We start from the raw sequence: 16,725 nt of genomic DNA, 5'->3' as shown, positions 1-16,725 counted from the left end.
TTTAATTAACTATAATAATTCTAATTCGATATTAATTATCATATAGAAGTGGTTATTTTGTCAAGAGAATAAACCAACTTTATACCAATTTAATTAATATTTATTCTCAATTAAGACTAACAGGGAATTGAAAGGTAACTTTAAGTTTATAAATTTTCAATGATTGTTTGAAAGAGTAGTGTGTATGTTAGAGATATGGTGTAAGTATAAGTTCTTAGGAAGGAAATATTTCTTAGAAGTTATTTATTTGAAAAGGAACTGCTTACTTCTATTTTACAAAGAATTTTGTGATAAATAAAATAAAATGAATCGGAAATTTTTTGAACAATTTTTGTCATCTCAAATATATAATTAGGAAGTATATTACGATGATAGTTAGAAACATTGACTCAAAGTGCTAACAAGATATAATAAAACCTAGATATACCTTTCAAAAAGAAGAATACATATTTATAGGATGAAAAAATTCAACCTATTATTTTTTATAGCTTTTAGAAAACGCTTACAATTAGTGTGGAGGGGAAACCATGTCTAAGTTCACGAAGTATTTTTTAATGGAAGCTAAAGATGTGATTGCATATGTGAAAGAGAAATTATCTAAGTTTGAAAATGCAAAGGGGTTACAGTGTAAAGAAATAGGTGATGGCAATTTAAATTATGTGTTCCGCGTTTGGGATGAAAAAGAGACCATGTCTGTCATCGTAAAGCAAGCTGGGGATACAGCTCGCATTTCAGAGGAGTTTAAGTTGTCGACGAATCGTATTCGTATAGAATCAGATGTTTTGCAGTTAGAGGAGGAGTTAGCACCTGGACTTGTTCCTAAGGTGTATTTATTTGATAGTGTGATGAATTGTTGCGTAATGGAAGATTTATCGGATCACACAATATTACGTACAGCACTTATAAATCATCAAATATTTCCGAGGCTTGCGGATGATTTAACTACTTTTATGGTAAATACACTTTTATTAACATCGGATGTTGTAATGAATCATAAAGAGAAGAAGGAACTTGTGAAGAATTATATAAATCCTGAATTATGTGAGATTACAGAGGACCTCGTATATTCAGAACCATTTACCAATCATAATAAGCGTAATGAGTTATTTCCGTTAAATGAGGGATGGATTAGGGAACATATTTATAGTGATAAAGAGCTTCGTATGGAAGTAGCGAAACGTAAATTTTCTTTTCTGACGAATGCACAGGCATTACTTCATGGTGATTTACATACTGGTTCTGTTTTTGTAAGAGATGATTCTACAAAGGTTATTGATCCTGAGTTTGCTTTTTATGGACCTATGGGATATGACGTTGGGAATGTAATGGCGAATTTAATGTTTGCTTGGGTGAATGCAGATGCAACGATGCCACCTGGAGCTGAGAAAGATACGTATATGGATTGGTTACAAACTACGATGGTAGAGATAATTGATTTATTTAAGAAGAAGTTTTTAGATGCTTGGGATATTCATGTGACCGAGATTATGGCGAAAGAAGAAGGCTTTAGCGAAGTCTATTTGCAATCTGTATTAGAGGATACGGCTGCAGTGACAGGTCTGGAATTAATTCGCCGTATTGTTGGATTAGCGAAAGTAAAAGATATTACTTGTATTGAGAATGAGGAAGCACGTGCTAGAGCGGAGCAAATTTGTCTTCAAGTAGCGAAGCATTTTATTTTACGAGCGAATCAATATAGAACGGGTACAAGTTTTGTAGAAACGTTAAAAGAACAGTCAACGCACTACGCGAAGTAAGGGGAGAATATGATGGAAGAGCAATTAATACCAATTCAGTGGAAAGATGATGCTTTAGTTTTGTTAGATCAAACGTTATTACCAAATGAAATTGTCTATGAATCTTTTAAAACAGCTGAAAGTGTGTGGGATGCAATACAAGTAATGAAAGTACGAGGTGCACCCGCGATTGGTGTTTCAGCTGCTTATGGAGTGTATTTAGGGATAAAGGAATTTGCTGAAAGTACGGAAGAAGGATTTATGGATGAAGTAAGAAAGGTATGTACATACTTGGCGACATCAAGACCGACTGCAGTAAATTTATTTTGGGCGCTTGAAAGAATGGAAAGTGTAGCGACAGATAATGCTCACTTATCAATCTCACAGTTGAAAAATAGATTACTAGAAGAGGCAAAAGAAATTCATAGAGAAGATGAAGAAATTAACCGTCAAATTGGAGAGCATGCATTAACATTATTCCATGATGAAATGGGAGTATTAACGCATTGTAATGCAGGTGCTTTAGCGACGACTAAGTATGGTACTGCGACGGCTCCAATGTATTTAGCGAAAGAAAAAGGATGGAATTTAAAAATTTATTCGGATGAAACGCGTCCTAGATTACAAGGTTCAACGTTAACAGCATTAGAACTGCAGCGAGCGGGTATTGACGTTACTGTTATTACGGATAATATGGCAGCTATGGTCATGTCACAAGGGAAGATTGATGCAGTAATCGTTGGATGCGACCGTGTGGCAGCAAATGGTGATGTAGCAAATAAAATTGGCACATTAGGCGTATCTATTTTAGCTAAGTACTACAACATTCCGTTTTATGTAGCAGCGCCAACACCGACAATTGATTTAAAGACATCGACAGGAAAAGAAATTCCGATTGAAGAAAGAGATGCTTCTGAAGTGATTAATCGCTTTGGACAATATTCAGCTCCGAAAGAAAGTAAAGTATATAATCCAGCATTTGATGTTACTCCACATGAAAATGTAACAGCGATTATTACAGAAAAAGGGATTGTAAAGGCACCGTTTACGGAGAATTTAAAAAAGCTATTTCAATAAGTAGATAAATATAAAAGTCAGTCATCATAAGCTTCATACTTAGGGGGATGTATATGTTATTACAAAAAGAAAGAGAAGAAATTGTAGCGTATGGAAAGAAAATGATTTCTAGTGGTTTAACAAAGGGAACGGGCGGTAATATTAGTATCTTTAATCGTGAACAAGGTCTTGTTGCGATTAGCCCAAGTGGTTTAGAGTATTATGAAACAAAGCCTGAAGATGTAGTTATATTAAACTTAGATGGTGAAGTAGTAGAAGGAGAGAGAAAACCATCAAGTGAATTAGATATGCACCTTATTTACTATAGGAAGCGTGAAGATATAAATGCGCTTGTGCATACACATTCTCCTTACGCGAAGACGATTGCATCATTAGGATGGGAGCTTCCTGCTGTGTCATATTTAATTGCTTTTGCAGGCCCGAATGTCCGTTGTGCGCCGTATGAAACATTTGGTACGAAGCAATTAGCGGATGCTGCTTTTGAAGGCATGATTGATCGTCGTGCTGTGCTACTTGCAAATCACGGTTTAATTGCTGGTGCAAATAATATAAAAATGGCATTTACTGTTGCAGAAGAGATTGAGTTTTGTGCTCAAATTTATTATCAAACGAAAAGCGTCGGAGAACCGAAGCTTTTGCCAGAAGATGAGATGGAGAATTTGGCGAAGAAGTTTGAAGGGTATGGGCAGCAGTAGAATGAAACAAAAACACCCTCAAGAAAAGATCTTGAGGGTGTTTTTTACGCTTTTTTAAGTAACAAATACATAAAGTAAGGAGCCCCAATTAAAGCAACGACAATACCTGCTGGAATGCCATTAGGATCAACGATATTTCGTCCAATTGTATCTGCTAATAATAATAGCCATCCGCCGATTAAAAGGGCGATAGGCATGAAGATTTGATGTCTTGGACCTACTAAAGATTTCGCGATATGAGGAGCCATTAATCCGATAAAGCTAATTCCTCCTGTTACGGAAACAGCTGCAGCTGCAAGTGCAACGGCTGCAACTAATAAGTATCTGCGTTCTTTTTCAATTTCAATTCCAACGCCAATTGCGACTGGTTCGTTTAATGCTAAAATGTTTAATCGATTTGCTTTATAGAAAATAAACGGAATGAATACGATTAACCATGGGAGCATTGCTAAAACGAAGATCCAGTCATCTCCCCAAATATTTCCGGCAATCCATTTTGAAATAAAGTCTACTTTCATACGATCTGCGGATGAAATAAGGACAATCATCGTTCCAGATAGTGCAAATGCAAAACCGATACCGGTTAATGTTAATCGGATTGGCTGAAGTCCAGTTGATTTACTATATGAAAATACGTAAATTAGAACAGCTGTCAGAAATGCTCCGATAAATCCAACTACAGGTAGTAAGTAAAGAAATGAACCTACATCTATTGGAAAGTATAAAAAGAAAATAGCAACAGCAACACCGGCCCCAGAGTTGATACCAAGAATACCAGGTTCAGCTAAATCATTTCGGGTAATTCCTTGGAATATAGCCCCTGATAAAGCGAGAGCCATACCAGCTAATAATGTAATAACAATTCTAGGTAGTCTTAAAGAGTATAAAACGAACTCCTCTTTAAAAGTCCCTTGCCCCATTAATGTTGGGAGTAGTCGATCATAAGATAAAGATGCTGAACCAAGTCCCATTCCAACTACAATGGTTGTGATGATTACTATAAGTAAAGCGAGTATAATGAGACGCTGTTTTCTTAAAATAGATTGCATCATGAGAATGTTTTTCCTCCTTTACGTACAATGAATAGGAAGAATGGTAACCCTACAATCGCGACAATTGCCGCAACTGGTGTTTCGTACGGAGCGTTAATAGTACGTCCGATTGTATCTGCAAGTAGCATAAAGGAAGCTCCAGCAATTGCTGACATCGGTATAACAAATCGGTAATCTGGACCGACAATTGGGCGTACCATGTGAGGTACCATTAAACCGATAAATGCCATATTTCCAACAAGCGCTACAGATGCACCTGCAAGTAAGATAATAATGATAAATAAAATAGTTTTAATAACAATAATTTTTTGACCTAGTCCAATAGCCACTTCCTCACTGAAACTAAGAACTGTCAATTTTTTTGCTAGGAAGATAGCGATAAAGATACTAATTGAAATGACTGGAATAATAATTTTTAATTGGCTCCAAGTTGTTCCAATTACGCCCCCAGCAGTCCAAAGTGATACATCTTGTGAAATTTTAAAGTAAATGCCAATTCCTTCTGAAATTGCGAGTAGAAATGCTGAAACTGCAGCGCCCGCTAATACAATTCGAAGAGGAGAAAGGCCGCCTTTTTTCACTATACCAATTCCAAATACCATAATTGCGCCAATTGCAGCACCGATAAAGCAAGCTAACGTTAAGTAAAGATAGCTGATGGAAGGATTGAAAGCAAGTGTTAGTGCAAGCGCAGCATTTGCTCCACCAGATAGCCCTAATAATCCAGGGTCCGCAAGTGGATTTCGTGTTAATCCTTGCATAATTGCTCCAGAAACGGCTAATCCAGCTCCTACAAAAATAGCAGCAACTTCACGTGGTAAACGTATTTCTCGAATAATAGATATTTTGTCTCCTTTAGCGGAGGAAGTGAGTGCTAACCATACATCTTTTATCGAAGTATCTGCAGCACCTAATACCATTGCAACCATAAAAATAAGAAAGAATGCAATTAAGCTTAAAATTAGTTTGTATGTAAAAGCTATAGAACGTGGATTTTCATGATCTTTGGTCATTCGTTTCACATCTTTTCTGTTCATAGAATAAAGGAAGAGGAATTCTTAAATTAAGAATTCCTCATGTTTGTATTATTTACCAAGAAAGTTCTTCTTGAAGAAGTCTAGTTGGAAATCTAATGTAAGTGGATCATTGAAATAGAATTCCATCATGTTTGCTTCATATACGCGATTATTTTTTACTGCTGGGATGTTTTTATATGATTCTGTCTCTTGGAATGAGTTATCAGTATCTTTATTTTTACTTACGATTAAGTAATCACCAGCAAATTCAGGTAATACCTCAGTAGATAATGCGTAGTAACCTTCTTTTAATGCTTTTTCTTTTACTTTTTCAGGCATTTTTAATTTCATTTCTTGGTACAGGATTTCTGTTCCGCGGCCCCAGTTCTCGCCGTATACATAAAGCTGTTTGTTGAAGTTTTCTACAACAGAAACTGTTGCATCTTCACCGATTTTTGCTTTAATTTCTTTACCAGCGTCTTGTGCACGTTTCTTGAAGTCATCAACCCAAGTTTTTGCTTCTTTTTCTTTGTTTAATAACTTACCAATTTCTAAATGCTGTGTTAAGTAATCAACTTTTCCGTAAGTGTATGTTACAGTAGGAGCGATTTTCTTTAACTTATCGACATTTTTAATATTTGATAAACCGATGATTAAATCTGGATTTAGTTCAGCGATTTTTTCAACATTTTCATCTGATACTTCAGCAACATTTTTAAGCTTGCTATCAAAACGTGGGTTTTGTTTAGACCATGAATCTACCCCAACAAGATTTACATCTAATGACATTACGTTACCAGCGAATGATGATAATACAACAACGCGTTTTGGATTTGCAGGAACTTCTACTTTACCATTTTCAGATTGGTATGTAATTGTTTCTGATTTGCTACCTTTTGCATCGTTCTTTTTGTCTGTAGAGCCATTGCTACAAGCACTCATAACAAGAACGAAAAGAACTGTTAGTGAAATAAATAACTTTTTCATCGTCTTTCTCCTTTAGCATAGATGATATGTGTATACAATAATTTGTTTAACTGTAATATTTTTGAAAGAGTAGTGGTAATGCAAAATAATTTATTAAAAATCTTGAATATGAGATTTTATAATATAGTATTAACCATATTAATAAAAGAAGATGTAATCTCAATTTGCTAATTATTAACAAATTGATAATGATTATCACTATTGATTCTTTAAATAATATAATTTTATATAGGTGTATTGTCAATAGTAATTTTGATTGTAAATTTTGCGGAAACAGGTTATATTTTATTGAGAATGATAATCAACAACTAGTAGCTGAGGAGTGACACGAATGAATCAAGAAGAATTGTTTGATGTAACCGTGATAGGCGGAGGACCTGCAGGGCTTTATTCAGCTTTTTATAGTGGACTCAGAGAAATGAAAACGAAAATAATAGAATTTCAACCACAGTTAGGTGGAAAAATACATGTTTATCCAGAGAAGATGATTTGGGATGTAGGAGGGCTGCTGCCAGTTACAGGTGATAAATTAATTGAACAACTTGTACAGCAAGGGCTAACATTTAAGCCAGAAGTGGTATTAAATGCAAAAGTAGAATCGATTATTCGTAACGAAGATGGCACTTTTACGTTAAAAGCAAGCAATGGCGAAGAACACTTTTCTAAAACAGTTATCGTCGCAACAGGAAGTGGTATATTGAAACCGCAAAAGTTATCTATTGAAGGTGCTGAGCGATTTGAAGTATCGAATTTAAATTATACAGTGAAATCTTTAAAGCGTTTCAAAGGTAAGACGGTCATTATTTCCGGCGGAGGCAATTCTGCTGTTGATTGGGCAAATGAATTGGAACCAATTGCGAAAAAAGTGTATGTAACCTATAGAAAAGAAGAATTATCTGGTCATGAAGCACAAGTAAAACAACTTATGAACAGCTCAGCGGAGTGTTTCTTTAATACATCGATTACAAAATTAATTGCTGGTGATAATCATGAAGCGATCGAATATGTAGAATTAACAAATCATGAAACAGGTGAGGTTTCTCATTTACCTATTGATGAAGTTATTATTAATCATGGATATGAACGCGACATTACATTATTAGAAAATAGTGAGTTAGACGTTGCAATTATAGATAATTATTATATTGCAGGTAATGCAAATAGTGAGTCTTCAGTAGATGGATTATATGCTGCTGGAGATATTTTAAAGCACGAAGGGAAACTACACTTAATTGCAGGTGCATTCCAAGATGCTGGAAATGCTGTGAATAAAGCAAAACAATTTATCCAACCAGATGCAAGTGAGTACGGAATGGTTTCTTCTCATAATGAAGTATTTAAGAAGAGAAATCGCGAACTGATTAAGCAGATGATGAAATAATAAGGAACAAGTATACCCCCACGTATTTCTCTATTCAAGTGGATGAGAGATGTACGTGGGGGTTTTCCTGTTTACTATATTTTCAATCATTATAATGACACCGGTTTCATCAGTTCATATGATATGAACATTTTATTGGTAAAGCATCCTAGACAACAATTTAGCTATGTTTTGCTTACGCAGAACATGGCTAAATTACGCTGTCCCTTTAGCGCGTTCATTAGGAAATGGCATATTTAGTATAGAAGCAATATACTGTTTTCCGTGTTTTCGAGCCAATGATTCTAATATTTGACGGACGCGTTTTGTAAGATGGCCTTGTTTTTTGATGGCTTCACAATATGCGTCATAGAAAGCATATTTAGCCCAAAGGAAATCATCTTGTTGGAATAAGAAATGATTTTTGTACCATTCACCAATTGTATGATAACAATTGTTTTCATGTATTGCTGTGCTTTGAGAAAGAAAACGATCAGATAAAGATACATTCAAATGAGAAATTGTGTTTTCTGTTTCAACTTGTAGTGTTTTTTCTAACATTGTAATGATGTGACGAGTAGCCATATGTTAACTCTCCTTTGTGTAAATGGGTAATACCATTCTATATTTAAAAAATTCTTACTATATAATACTATACAATATATGGAATGCATCTACCTGCTTTTTGAACTGCATTTACAAAATCTTTTTTATTTGTTTACAAAAATAAAGTAAGATACAGTATAGATGAAAAAATAATAAAGGAATGAACGCATTGTATATAACAGTAGAAGAGACTGCGGAGTATTTGAATTTACCGAAATCGTATATTGAAGAGTTAATTCAGCAAAAGAAAATTCGTGCGCTATTCGATGGAGAGCAATATTTAGTAAATAAAGAACAATTCAATACACATTTAGAACAAATGGAGAAATATAAGCAGTTAGTGGAAGAAATATTAAATGAACCAATTCCAGAAGATATGGATGTTAAAGACGAAGACTAAACTTAGGGAAATCCCGTATGAAGATATGCAGAAATGTATCTTCATACGGGATTTTTTGTTTAAATGTATCAAAATCCTAATGGGCACGCAGAATTTCTTATATTTTTGATAGGTAGTAGTCTACCATGTTAAAAGCATATTTTTTTCTAGCTAGGACAAACATAGAGAACGTAACCTGTACAGATACATATACTATCAGTGCAAAAGCTTATAAATTAATGGAAGGGGTTTTCTCGTGAGTTTATTTCATTGTGATTTTCTGAAAGACTTAATTGGATCTTTTGTGAGAGTAAACAGGGGTGGTCCAGAATCTCAAAAAGGGACAATAGTCGCTGTATGTTCGGATTACTTTGTATTAAAGAATGAAAAAGGAGAGCTCTATTACTATCAGATTCGTCATCTGAAAAGTATTACAAAAAATGCGAAAGATTGTAAAGCAGATGATTGCAGATGGTTGGAATGTGAATGTGAAGATGACTTTGAAAAGTTACTTCAAAGCTTCAAATATTGCTGGGTGAAAATTAATCGTGGTGGCCCAGAGAAAGTTGAAGGTATTTTACAAGATGTTTCTTGTGAATTTGTGACACTAATTGTAAAAGAAGAAGTTATATTAGTTGCAGTATCTCATATTAAGAGTGTAACAGTACCTTGTAGAGAGAGCGAAGAAAGCGATAGTGATAGTGAAAGTAATAATTCGGGTCGAGCTCGCGCACAAAGACAGTCAAGTAGAGGAAGATAATAAGAAAGGAGGATACAAATTTGGAAAGTATATTATGCTGTGAACAAATTAAAGGCTTAGTCGGTGAGACTGTAAAAGTAAATCTTCGTGGACCAGAGAGTCGAGTGGGGGTACTTGTATCGTTAGGAAGAGATTACCTTACATTACAACTTCCTCTTGGTGAATTAGTATATTACCAATTGAAACATGTGAAGAGTCTAGTTAAGAAAGTGAAAGAAAGTAAATGTGGCGATGGCTATGTTTCATGTTTCTGCTCTGATGATGATACTTTTGTCGATGTATTACGTGACTTGAAGTATAAGTGGGTAAAGATTAATCGTGGCGGCCCAGAGTGTGTAGAAGGCCTATTAAGTGAAGTGCATGAAGAATATATTACGCTAGTAAACGGTGATGAAGTTATTTATATCATTAATTATCATATTAAGAGTGTGAGTCAAGTAGTGAAATGTAAAAAGAATGAAGATGAATAATGTTTAATAAATAAGAGGGGCATTATGAGGGAAAGAGAAGAACAATTTCTTATTTCGATAGTATGAAAAGGAATTACTTACTATTAAAACAGAACTTTGCCCTGATTATTTTTTTAGAAATGGAAGACAGGTAAGAAGAAATTCATAGGAAGGAGGATATAGATGAATGAGTTAAACAAAAGTATTGGAGAAAATATATATGTTAAATTAATCGGTGAAAAAAGATTTAAAGGTGTATTAATTGATGTAGGAAATGATATCGTTGTTCTTTACAATGGACAAGATTACGTATATATATCTTTATATCATGTACAATACTATAAATTTTTAAGACCATATGATGAAGAAATATCAAAACCAGATGTTGATTCTGTAATTAAGAGGGAATCCCCTTCAATTTCTTTGAGAAAAGTATTAAGTACTTCTAAAGGTATTTTTACAGAAGTTTATGTAGCAGGAAATGCTCCAATACATGGTTATGTTACAAGTGTGATGAACGACTATATTGTTTTTTATAGTCCGGTTTATAAAACGGTATATATATCTTTAAAGCATTTAAAATGGTTAATTCCGTATAAAGAAAACCAAGTACCGTACGCCCTCAATAAAAATGAACTCCCCGTAAATCCGTTAAATATTACGTTAGCTAGAACATTTGAAGAACAGCTTATTAAAATGACTGGGAAAATTATGGTGTTTGATTTAGGTGAGGAGTCCAATAAAATTGGAAAAATGGCGAAAATTGATGAAGGTCATATTGAAATATCAAAAGCACGTGATGCAAAAATGTATATGAATATTCAACATGTAAAATCCGTCCATTGTCCGTAGATTAGTTGAAAGGGCTGACTTTTTCTTTTATATGCAGAAGAAAAGGTCGAGCCTATTTATTTAGTTTAATTTGGATATGAGGGGAAAAATGAATTGAATATAAATATATTATAGTGTGATCTTTTTAAAAATAATTTTGTACTAATTTATAAAGAAATATGTACGAGCTATCTTTTATGTATTCAATTTATTTTTTGAGGAGGAGCTGCTCAACTAATTTATTAAAGGGGTTTTGTTTGTGGAGCAGTTTCCGAATTCGTTATCAATTACATTGCTTGGTAGTGCTGGTGGAGCAGCAAAAGCAGTTTTAGCAATTTTAAATCAAGCGATAGCAAATGAAAAAGATCCAATTTATGAAGTATTAAAGAATGCCAAATTTCATTTGGTGGATATAAAACAAAAAGATAGGACTTATTATGATGAGTTGTTTTCGAATTTGAAAGGTCGCTTATATTTATATGAAATAAACCTTCAAAATGTAGTGGAATTTAAACAACATTTAAAAGAAAAAAGAACGAGTGTTGTGATTGATGTTTCAGGGGCAGATACAATTAGAGTATTAAGCTGCTGTAATGAACTAGGAATTTGTTATATTAATTCAGCCTTGGAAAATGAGGCCGTAGATCAGGACGATAGCTTAATCGGCTTTCAGCTTACGGAAAGATATACAAGGTTTGAGAAGGAGAAAGAGAAATTTACAAATACAAAAGCGATTATAGGTTCAGGTATGAATCCAGGTGTTGTTCAATGGATGGTTGTTGAACTTATGAAGGAACGACCAAACGAAAGGCCAAGAGCATGTTATATTGTAGAACATGACACGTCGTTTTTGAATGATACAGCGCTTATAAAGCCACATACACTTTATGCTTCATGGGCAGTAGAGCGATTTTTAGATGAAGCAATCTGGAGTTATCCGATGTATATGAGTCATCATCGTCCTCTTTACTTTTATGAAGATGTATATGCTTCAGAGTATAAAGTGAAGTTAGGAGAAAAAGAATTCTATGGTTGTTTAATGCCACATGAGGAAGTATTAATTTTAGGGAAAAACTTTAATATGGAAGTTGGTTTTCTTTACCGAATTAATGAGTATACAACAAATATAATTAGACAGAATTTAGATCAAGTAGAAGATTTATGGAACTGGAATCGTAAAGTGTTTAATCCAGCGGAAGAAGAGGTTGCTGGAGAGGACTTGGTCGGTGTGTTACTCGTTTATGAAAATAGTGAGACATATATGTATAATGTGATGAATAGTAGCCAAGTTTTTCGTAAATATAAAACGAATGCAACGTATTTTCAGGTAGGGTGCGGGATTTATGCGGGCTTGTCCAGTTTACTTTTAGATCAATTTGAACAAGGTGCTTATTACGTCGAGGAGTTGTTATTAAATACAGAAAGTAAGTACGGTGAGTATTTAAATTTATATATGAAGGATTGTGTAATGGGGCATAATAATTTTACTGATGGATTGTTACATGACAGGGTAAGATGGGTGTAATTTGTTACCAAAAGGAAGGAGAGATCTCCTTCCTTTTAGTATTATAAGGTTAAATATTGCCCTGAAAGCAATTTCATACTTATACTTTAAGGAGATAACAATGAAAGTTTTTTGTATCGATCAAGGGGAGTTTTTATATGAACAAATACAAGAGCTTGATTTATGAAGAAAGAAGAGCCTTAAAGGTATTTATATTATTATTCTATATTATATTCTTTTTATATGACGCTATATATTATTTTGTGTATCCTGCTATGAATATTAGTGGAACAGCGGTAGGTTGGCCAGAAGGTAGTCTTGGGATAGGTGTGCCTATATTTGTAATAGCAATATTTCCTATTTCTATATATCTTCAAAAAAGAGGGTATGTATATTCTGTAAAATATTTATTTTTATTTGGGTACATGTTTATCAATCTTGTTAATAATTTAATGATTTATTTGCGAACGGATAGACCTTTTGAACATGGTAGTATGGTAGAAATGTTATTAATTTTATTTGCCCCAGTTTTCGTGAATAGAAAATACTTTTATTTAGTTTCCTTTAGTGTAATTGGAAAGTACGTATTTTTCACATTGCTATTACAAGATTTAAAAGTGGTAATTCCACTTGTTTTATGTGTATTCTATTTCATTATTTCACATTCTTTATTAAAACGATTTCAATCTTATGTAAGAACAGTGGTTGAAATGATGAACAATATGAAAGAGACGGAAAATTTAGCTGTGATTGGGACTATGTCTACAACAATTGCCCATGAAATTCGAAATCCGTTAACAGCGTTAAAAGGGTTTACGCAAATGCAAAAAGAAAGAAATCCAGCTGATACGATGAGCTACGACATTATGTTACAAGAAATTGAAAGGGTTAATGGATTTGTTAGTGAATTGATGTTGTTAGGAAAACCAAAGCCAACAAATTATGAAAGGTGTAATATACGAGACATCCTTCTATATGTTGTGCATCTAATGGAAAGTTATGCAACGCAATATAGAGTTAAATGTCATTTACAAGTAGATGGGAATTTACCGGCTATAAACGGTGATGATAAGCAATTAAAACAAGTGTTATTAAATATCATTAAAAATGGAATAGAATCAATGCCAGAGGGTGGAGAAATTCATATCCGTGCATATCAAAAAACGAAAGGACATTTGTGTATTTCTGTTGAAGACCAAGGATTTGGTATAGAGAATGAGAAGTTGAAAAAAATTGGAAAGGCGTTTTACACAACAAAGGAGAATGGTACAGGACTTGGATTAATGATTACATATAAAATTATTAAGGAACATCAAGGGAGTATCACGATCCAAAGTAGTCTAGGAGTAGGAACGAAAGTCGAAATTTTTCTGCCGACCGTTTAATGTATTGGGAGAAAAGATTTTTCAGAAAAGTGTTCTTGTTGTGTAAATATAAACATTTTATAAAATGTTTCAAGAAGGGTTTTTTTTATAAAATACTTCGTTTATAATGGAGGAAAATATCGACATGAGATTGATTGCTCATGTAACGGTTCAGTAGTGTTATGAAAAGATAAGAAGGGGTGCACGCGCATCCTTTTTTCTATGCAGATATTATGAAAGAGGTGGTATGATGGAATTAACATTAAATTCGACTGTATGTTTACACACGATTCAATTTCGAAAAGAGCAAAAGAATTATATTGTAAAAGATACAATTACAGGAGAAAAATATGAAATGCCGCCACTTTGGATTGATGCATTGGCAATGATGCGTGACGGTTTTTTATTGGGAGAAATTGAGGAGAAATTAAAAGAAGAGTATCCATCCGAAGAAGTGAATATGTTAGCATTCACGAGACAACTGTTAGAACTAGAACTTGTTGAAATGGTAGATGGAGAAGAGATAGCTTGCACAAAGAAGAAAGAGATAGATTGTTTAGCTTGGGTGCGTCCCCGTGTGGAACAATTCTTTCTTAATTTAAATAGAAAATATAGAAGCAAAGACCAGTAGTGGCCTTTGCTTTTTTTATCCCGCTATTTGCCGGGCAGTAAGACCCCCACCTCAAAATTCAGCGGAAGCAAAGAAGTTAGGTGTGGGATGAACAAAACCCCCACTGATTAAAGGTTCACTTTATAGGTTGTGTTTAAAATATAACAGCAAATGCTCTTGCGAAAGCACCGTCACTATTTTTAATTTTTAAAGGTGCGGCTGAGAAAAAGAAACGTTTTGCTTCGATAGCATCTAGATTTGTTAAGTTTTCGATTAAATAAATATTATTCCCTAGTAATATGTGATGAATCGGTGATGTTTCTGTTGTGACTTCATCAGGAGAAATGAAATCTAAACCGATAGATTTTACCTTTAATCGCACTAGTTCTTTAGCTAATTCTTCAGAAAGATAAAATGCTTCCTTCTCATAAGCTTCTGTATTCCATTTAGTGGATAGATTAGAATGAAAAATAACAATATCACCTTCTTTTATGTCAGTATTATGCAATACTGCCTTAGGTAATTTTCGCTCTTGAATATGTGTTACATCTATAAGAACAGCTTCGCCTACAAATTGATCCAGCGGTAATTGATCGATGGTCGTTGCGCCTGAAATAAAATGCGCAGGGGCATCACAATGCGTGCCAACATGAACGACAGAATGAAAATCTGTAACTTGATATCCTGATTCTTCAACACTTGTAACAGCTTCTAGTTGTATTTTAGGTGTTCCAGGAAATTGAGACATATTATTTTCAAATGTTTGCGATAGATCAATTACTTTCATTTTACATACCTCCAATATATGTTTTTCAAATAATAAAAAGCTCACCCTTCAATATCAAGAAAGGTGAGCTTTACATGCTAGTTGAGTTTTATCTTCCAAAATGCAATGCATTTTGCAGGAATTAGCACCTATTCAGTTTGTATAAACTGAGGTTGCTGGGCTTCAAAGGGCCGGTCCCTCTGCCTCTCTGGATAAAGAAGTATTTAATTTTTGAAATTGGAATTTTCCGATAGTTAAATTGTAATTCATTTCCTTTTTGCGTGCAATACAAAATAGGTATTCACCCAAATAAAGCTACGCGCATATTGTAGCTTATGTAAATAGAATGCTGCGAAGGAGTGAGTGCAGTGACAGGAAATGTATTGAATTATTATGCTGGTGGTAATACAGCTAGGGGATTTCATAATTTATACGAAGAGAATTTAAAAGGGTTAGACAGATTATTTATCTTAAAGGGTGGCCCAGGAACGGGGAAATCTTCTTTAATAAAGGCAATCGGTCGTGAATGGGTTGAAAAAGGATATGATATTGAATTTTTACATTGTTCTTCTGACAATAAATCGGTTGATGGTGTAATTATCCCAAAATTAAAAGCAGGAATTGTTGATGGGACATCGCCGCATGTTATTGAGCCAAAAATGCCAGGAGTTGTTGAAGAGTATATAAATTTAGGAATTGCTTGGGACTCAGATAAACTAAGAAAGCAGAAGTTAGAAATTGAAAGATTTGTTTCAGAAGCAAGCAAAGCTTTTCATTCTGCTTACGCACGTTTTAAAGAGGCATTGGTTATACATGATGAGTGGGAGAAGATATATATTGATAATATAGATTTTAATAAAGCAAATGAACTAACCAATCAGCTAATCCAGAAATTATTTGCAGATAAAAGCGGGAGACAATCGCTTGTAAAACATCGTTTTTTAGGAGCTGCTACACCGAAAGGAGCAGTTGATTTTGTCCCTAATTTAACAGAAGGGTTACCACATCGTTATTTTATAAAAGGGCGCCCAGGTTCTGGAAAATCAACGATGCTCAAAAAGTTAGCTAAGGCAGCTGAAGAAAAAGGGTTTGAAGTTGAAGTATATCATTGCGGATTTGACCCGAATAGTCTTGATATGGTTATCGTAAGAGAATTAGGCTTTGCAATTTTTGATAGCACTGCACCACATGAATATTTTCCAAGTCGCGAGGGTGATGAAATTATTGATATGTATGCCCTTATTGTTACGCCAGGGACGGATGAGAAATATGCGAAGGAAATTCGTGATGTCTCCATTCAATATAAAGCAAAAATGAATGAGGCGATGTCTTTCTTAGCGAAAGCAAAATCGGTTCGTGATAAATTAGAACGAATTTATATTGCTGCTATGGATTTTTCAATAGTAGATGCATATAAAGAGGAGATTCAAAAAGAGTTTGAACGAATTGCTACTACTGTAATCGAAAAGCAACAATAGACGTTTCATTAGGCTGTCAGTAATTTCTGACAGTTTTTTTGGTATGTAGTAAAAT

General features: G+C 34.1%; 17 protein-coding genes and 1 riboswitch. Of the genes, 12 read left to right on the top strand and 5 right to left on the bottom strand.

Annotation, left to right across the window (positions count from 1 at the left end; all coding sequences use genetic code 11):
- The first annotated feature begins 527 nt into the window (after positions 1–527).
- From mtnK to C4S65_RS18155, 3 genes are read left to right on the top strand one after another with little or no spacing between them, the layout of a single operon-like run.
- Entirely contained in the window at positions 528–1,757 is a 1,230-nt protein-coding gene (mtnK, locus tag C4S65_RS18165) for an S-methyl-5-thioribose kinase (protein WP_061666184.1), read from the top strand.
- Between the two features lie 9 nt (positions 1,758–1,766).
- Positions 1,767–2,813 (top strand): S-methyl-5-thioribose-1-phosphate isomerase, encoded by a 1,047-nt coding sequence (gene mtnA / locus C4S65_RS18160; protein ID WP_061666185.1) that lies wholly within the window; start codon positions 1,767–1,769, stop codon positions 2,811–2,813.
- Between the two features lie 53 nt (positions 2,814–2,866).
- Positions 2,867–3,508 carry an L-fuculose-phosphate aldolase gene (locus tag C4S65_RS18155; RefSeq protein WP_000926555.1) on the top strand — a complete coding sequence of 214 codons (642 nt, stop codon included), beginning with the start codon at positions 2,867–2,869 and terminating at the stop codon, positions 3,506–3,508.
- 44 nt (positions 3,509–3,552) lie between these two features.
- Here C4S65_RS18155 and C4S65_RS18150 read toward each other — a convergent pair whose 3' ends face one another.
- The 3 genes from C4S65_RS18150 to C4S65_RS18140 are packed head-to-tail and all read right to left on the bottom strand — an operon-like array spanning position 3,553 to position 6,563.
- Positions 3,553–4,560 (bottom strand): iron chelate uptake ABC transporter family permease subunit, encoded by a 1,008-nt coding sequence (locus C4S65_RS18150; protein ID WP_000983750.1) that lies wholly within the window; start codon positions 4,558–4,560, stop codon positions 3,553–3,555.
- The gene (locus tag C4S65_RS18145) at positions 4,557–5,597 is read right to left on the bottom strand and encodes an iron ABC transporter permease (protein WP_140348315.1); all 1,041 of its coding nucleotides are present in this window, start codon (positions 5,595–5,597) and stop codon (positions 4,557–4,559) included. The genes C4S65_RS18150 and C4S65_RS18145 overlap by 4 nt, the downstream gene beginning before the upstream one ends.
- Before the next feature lie 48 nt (positions 5,598–5,645).
- On the bottom strand, positions 5,646–6,563 hold the full coding sequence (locus C4S65_RS18140) for an iron-hydroxamate ABC transporter substrate-binding protein (protein WP_061666187.1): 918 nt from the start codon (positions 6,561–6,563) through the stop codon (positions 5,646–5,648).
- A gap of 331 nt (positions 6,564–6,894) precedes the next feature.
- Here C4S65_RS18140 and C4S65_RS18130 point away from each other — a divergent pair, with 331 nt between their 5' ends.
- Positions 6,895–7,944, top strand: a complete 1,050-nt coding sequence (locus C4S65_RS18130) for an NAD(P)/FAD-dependent oxidoreductase (RefSeq protein ID WP_001070936.1) — start codon at positions 6,895–6,897, stop codon at positions 7,942–7,944.
- Between the two features lie 195 nt (positions 7,945–8,139).
- On the opposite strand, the gene C4S65_RS18120 is transcribed toward C4S65_RS18130, so the two are convergent.
- Positions 8,140–8,508 (bottom strand): hypothetical protein, encoded by a 369-nt coding sequence (locus tag C4S65_RS18120; RefSeq protein ID WP_000235474.1) that lies wholly within the window; start codon positions 8,506–8,508, stop codon positions 8,140–8,142.
- Positions 8,509–8,689: 181 nt separating this feature from the next.
- Here C4S65_RS18120 and C4S65_RS18115 point away from each other — a divergent pair, with 181 nt between their 5' ends.
- The 7 genes from C4S65_RS18115 to C4S65_RS18085 all read left to right on the top strand — a co-directional run bounded on the left by C4S65_RS18115 (position 8,690) and on the right by C4S65_RS18085 (position 14,447).
- The gene (locus tag C4S65_RS18115; protein ID WP_001998970.1) at positions 8,690–8,929 is read left to right on the top strand and encodes a helix-turn-helix domain-containing protein; all 240 of its coding nucleotides are present in this window, start codon (positions 8,690–8,692) and stop codon (positions 8,927–8,929) included.
- A 235-nt stretch (positions 8,930–9,164) separates the two neighbouring features.
- Positions 9,165–9,668, top strand: coding sequence for a spore coat protein (locus C4S65_RS18110; RefSeq protein ID WP_086406865.1), 504 nt, complete (start codon positions 9,165–9,167; stop codon positions 9,666–9,668).
- 20 nt (positions 9,669–9,688) lie between these two features.
- On the top strand, positions 9,689–10,138 hold the full coding sequence (locus tag C4S65_RS18105) for a hypothetical protein (protein ID WP_061666188.1): 450 nt from the start codon (positions 9,689–9,691) through the stop codon (positions 10,136–10,138).
- A gap of 162 nt (positions 10,139–10,300) precedes the next feature.
- Positions 10,301–10,969 (top strand): hypothetical protein, encoded by a 669-nt coding sequence (locus C4S65_RS18100; RefSeq protein WP_001004280.1) that lies wholly within the window; start codon positions 10,301–10,303, stop codon positions 10,967–10,969.
- A gap of 238 nt (positions 10,970–11,207) precedes the next feature.
- Entirely contained in the window at positions 11,208–12,473 is a 1,266-nt protein-coding gene (locus tag C4S65_RS18095) for an S-adenosylmethionine decarboxylase related protein (RefSeq protein ID WP_061666189.1), read from the top strand.
- A gap of 137 nt (positions 12,474–12,610) precedes the next feature.
- The gene (locus C4S65_RS18090) at positions 12,611–13,837 is read left to right on the top strand and encodes an ATP-binding protein (protein ID WP_001046098.1); all 1,227 of its coding nucleotides are present in this window, start codon (positions 12,611–12,613) and stop codon (positions 13,835–13,837) included.
- Positions 13,838–14,066: 229 nt separating this feature from the next.
- Positions 14,067–14,447 carry a hypothetical protein gene (locus C4S65_RS18085; RefSeq protein WP_000424116.1) on the top strand — a complete coding sequence of 127 codons (381 nt, stop codon included), beginning with the start codon at positions 14,067–14,069 and terminating at the stop codon, positions 14,445–14,447.
- 133 nt (positions 14,448–14,580) lie between these two features.
- Here C4S65_RS18085 and C4S65_RS18080 read toward each other — a convergent pair whose 3' ends face one another.
- Positions 14,581–15,213, bottom strand: coding sequence for a cyclase family protein (locus tag C4S65_RS18080; RefSeq protein WP_000862977.1), 633 nt, complete (start codon positions 15,211–15,213; stop codon positions 14,581–14,583).
- An 85-nt stretch (positions 15,214–15,298) separates the two neighbouring features.
- Positions 15,299–15,411, bottom strand: a riboswitch (SAM riboswitch).
- A gap of 149 nt (positions 15,412–15,560) precedes the next feature.
- Between C4S65_RS18080 and C4S65_RS18075 the strand changes: the two genes are divergently transcribed.
- On the top strand, positions 15,561–16,670 hold the full coding sequence (locus tag C4S65_RS18075; RefSeq protein WP_000147468.1) for a PRK06851 family protein: 1,110 nt from the start codon (positions 15,561–15,563) through the stop codon (positions 16,668–16,670).
- Positions 16,671–16,725 lie beyond the last annotated feature (55 nt).

This window comes from Bacillus sp. ok061 (genome assembly GCF_900108285.1).
GTDB classification, from domain to species: Bacteria; Bacillota; Bacilli; order Bacillales; family Bacillaceae_G; genus Bacillus_A; species Bacillus_A thuringiensis_S.
This window is presented reverse-complemented; position numbering and strand designations above follow the sequence as displayed.

Excerpts from the sequence above, each read along its gene's own strand:
- C4S65_RS18085 (WP_000424116.1), top strand. The coding sequence starts at position 14,067 with ATGGAATTAACATTAAATTCGACTGTATGTTTACACACGATTCAATTT.
- C4S65_RS18120 (WP_000235474.1), bottom strand. The coding sequence starts at position 8,508 with ATGGCTACTCGTCACATCATTACAATGTTAGAAAAAACACTACAAGTT.
- C4S65_RS18090 (WP_001046098.1), top strand. The coding sequence starts at position 12,611 with ATGAACAAATACAAGAGCTTGATTTATGAAGAAAGAAGAGCCTTAAAG.
- C4S65_RS18150 (WP_000983750.1), bottom strand. The coding sequence starts at position 4,560 with ATGATGCAATCTATTTTAAGAAAACAGCGTCTCATTATACTCGCTTTA.
- mtnK (WP_061666184.1), top strand. The coding sequence starts at position 528 with ATGTCTAAGTTCACGAAGTATTTTTTAATGGAAGCTAAAGATGTGATT.
- C4S65_RS18130 (WP_001070936.1), top strand. The coding sequence starts at position 6,895 with ATGAATCAAGAAGAATTGTTTGATGTAACCGTGATAGGCGGAGGACCT.
- mtnA (WP_061666185.1), top strand. The coding sequence starts at position 1,767 with ATGATGGAAGAGCAATTAATACCAATTCAGTGGAAAGATGATGCTTTA.
- C4S65_RS18155 (WP_000926555.1), top strand. The coding sequence starts at position 2,867 with ATGTTATTACAAAAAGAAAGAGAAGAAATTGTAGCGTATGGAAAGAAA.
- C4S65_RS18115 (WP_001998970.1), top strand. The coding sequence starts at position 8,690 with ATGAACGCATTGTATATAACAGTAGAAGAGACTGCGGAGTATTTGAAT.
- C4S65_RS18080 (WP_000862977.1), bottom strand. The coding sequence starts at position 15,213 with ATGAAAGTAATTGATCTATCGCAAACATTTGAAAATAATATGTCTCAA.
- C4S65_RS18140 (WP_061666187.1), bottom strand. The coding sequence starts at position 6,563 with ATGAAAAAGTTATTTATTTCACTAACAGTTCTTTTCGTTCTTGTTATG.
- C4S65_RS18100 (WP_001004280.1), top strand. The coding sequence starts at position 10,301 with ATGAATGAGTTAAACAAAAGTATTGGAGAAAATATATATGTTAAATTA.
- C4S65_RS18145 (WP_140348315.1), bottom strand. The coding sequence starts at position 5,597 with ATGAACAGAAAAGATGTGAAACGAATGACCAAAGATCATGAAAATCCA.